Annotated in this window: 3 protein-coding genes; 2 read left to right on the top strand and 1 reads right to left on the bottom strand. The window is 73.3% G+C overall.

The window, feature by feature from the left end:
* Positions 1–698: PP2C family protein-serine/threonine phosphatase (locus ACFPZL_RS12495; protein WP_382335672.1), on the top strand; the 698-nt coding region annotated here is incomplete at its 5' end.
* A complete protein-coding gene (locus ACFPZL_RS12490; protein WP_218116063.1) occupies positions 695–1618 on the top strand; it encodes a hypothetical protein in 924 nt (307 codons plus the stop codon). The genes ACFPZL_RS12495 and ACFPZL_RS12490, both read left to right, overlap by 4 nt.
* A gap of 355 nt (positions 1619–1973) precedes the next feature.
* On the opposite strand, the gene ACFPZL_RS12485 is transcribed toward ACFPZL_RS12490, so the two are convergent.
* The coding region (locus ACFPZL_RS12485; protein ID WP_382335670.1) for a hypothetical protein at positions 1974–2212 on the bottom strand (239 nt) is incomplete at its 5' end.

The following is a 2212-nucleotide window of genomic DNA, read 5'->3' as shown; positions in this document are numbered from 1 at the left end:
AACGGATCGATGCCGCGCTCGCGCGAGCCCGCTCCGACGTGGCGCGCCTGGCCGCCCGCCGTGAGCGGGGCGCCGGATGCACGCTGACCGGTGTGATCCGCATCGAGCACGATGGCGCACCGTTCTGGTACGTGCTGAACATCGGCGACTCGCGGGCCTACCTGCATCGCGACGGCGAGCTGATCCAGCTGACCCGCGATCACTCCCTGCTGGCCGAGCGGCTGGACGCCGGCAGGGCGGATGCCGCGTCAACGCCGCGCAATCTGATCACGCGCGCGCTCGGCAGCGACGACTCCCGCCACGACGCCTGGCTGCTGCCGATCGAGAGCGCCACCCGCCTGCTCATCTGCACCGACGGGCTCACCTCCGAGGTCGAGGATCAGCGCCTGGAGACCGCACTGCGCGGAGCGGACCGGCCGGCGCGGCTCGTGGAGCGCCTGCTGGACGAGGCGCTCCGGTCCGGCGGCCGGGACAACATCACGCTGATCGTCGTCGACGTCCTCTCGAGCGGTAGCGGGACGCTCGGATCCGCCCCCTCGCCCACGCAGCCCGGGACCGCCGCAGCGGGGACTGATACCGGCGCAGTCGAGCTCGAAGCAGCCGGCATCGATGACGGCGGCGACGACCGCGAGGTCGACGAGATCACGATCGAGCGGACGCGGCCGGCGCGACGTCCCGTGACCGCGGGAGCGCGATGAGCTCCGGCGGCGCCGACACGGGCATCGGCCGCCGCGGCACGGATGGCGCCGGCTCGGACGGCATCGGCTCGGACGACGCAGGCACGGATGATGCCGGCACGCACGTCGATGACCTCGAGGACGAGACGATCGTCGTCGCGGATGCGACCGTCGCGGTCGTGCGCTCCGATCCGGCCCGTTCGACGCGCGTCGCCGCCGGAGCCGGCGAGGGCGCCGATGACCTCTCCGGCAGCGGTTCCGATGACGACATCGACAGTGATGCGACGGTGCTCGTGCCCGGTATCGACCGCGGAGACGAGCGCGGAGTCCTTCCCGGTGGTCGGTATGCGAAGCGGGCCTCCGCGGCGCCTGTTCCAGGGCTCGCTGTAGAGTCCGTCGTCGAACCCGCTGCCGAATTCGGGGCCGAATTCGGGGCCGAACCGGTTGCCGGGAGCACGGAGAATGCCGACCCGGACTCCGCCGCGGGCGTCCCCGGCGATGCCACGGCGGATGCGACCGCCGATTCCATCGCGGATTCCATCGCGGATTCCACCGCCGAGAGGCATCGCGTCAGCACCGCCGTGCGCGATGCCGAGGGCTTCGGCCTGGACCCGCGGCGCCGCATCTCCCCGCCACCGGGTCGCGCCCCCTGGGAGAAGTCTCCTGCGCCGGAGCCCGGTCTGCACCCGCGGTCTCCGGTGCGCTACGCGCCGAGGTCGGCGCGCGCGACCGGTGTCGATCACGGGTCGGACGAGATCGAGCGTCGGATCGGCGCACCCCCGGCGGCGACCCCGGTCCCGGTGCGGGAGGGGCGCGAGGCGCTGCCCTCTCTGGAGCGCCGCGAGCGTCGTTCGCGCGCGGTCACGCTGATCGCCTATCCGCTCGTCGCGCTCGCCGCGCTGATCGGCCTCACGGCTCTGGCAGTGCTGGCGTTCCGCTGAACCGCGAAATCGCTGAATCGCGGGGTCGCAGATCCGCTGGGCTCCAGATCCGCTGGGCTCCAGATCCGCTGGGCCGTGGAATCGCCGGGCTGCGGAATCGCGGGGCGGCGACCCCGCGGGGCCGCCGGGCCGCTGAGCACCCCGCGGTACGCCGCAGACTGTGCCCGGCACGGGTCCGCCTGCACGGCCGCTGCACTTCTGGCTGATGCTGCAGTTCGGGCTGATGGGATCCGGCGGGATCCTCAGCCGGAACTGTGAGATCAGCCCGAACTGCGGCCGCGACGGCCTGCGCTGCGACGGCCGCGCGACCGCCCTCAGCAGTCGGAGCGGTTCTCCGATCGAAGCGGCCCGTCGCTCAGAGCAGCCCGTCGCTCAGGGCGTTCGGCGTGCCGAAGCGGTGCGCCGTGATCGAGATCGCCTGCTCGTGCAGATGCGGCAGCATCTCGACGCGCCCGGCCGAGACGACCTCGCCTCCGTATACGGCGACGTCCGGCTTGCCGTCGGTCGCCTCGTACACGGCGGCGACCGCCTCGGCGCGCGAGGCGCCGGCGACGATGCGGATACGGGCGCTTGCGCCGGGGCCCTCCTGCGCGG

It is taken from the genome of Leucobacter soli, assembly GCF_042659205.1.
GTDB classification, from domain to species: Bacteria; Actinomycetota; Actinomycetes; order Actinomycetales; family Microbacteriaceae; genus Leucobacter; species Leucobacter soli.
Note: the sequence above shows the minus strand (reverse complement) of the source record. Positions and strands in the feature narration are given on the sequence as shown.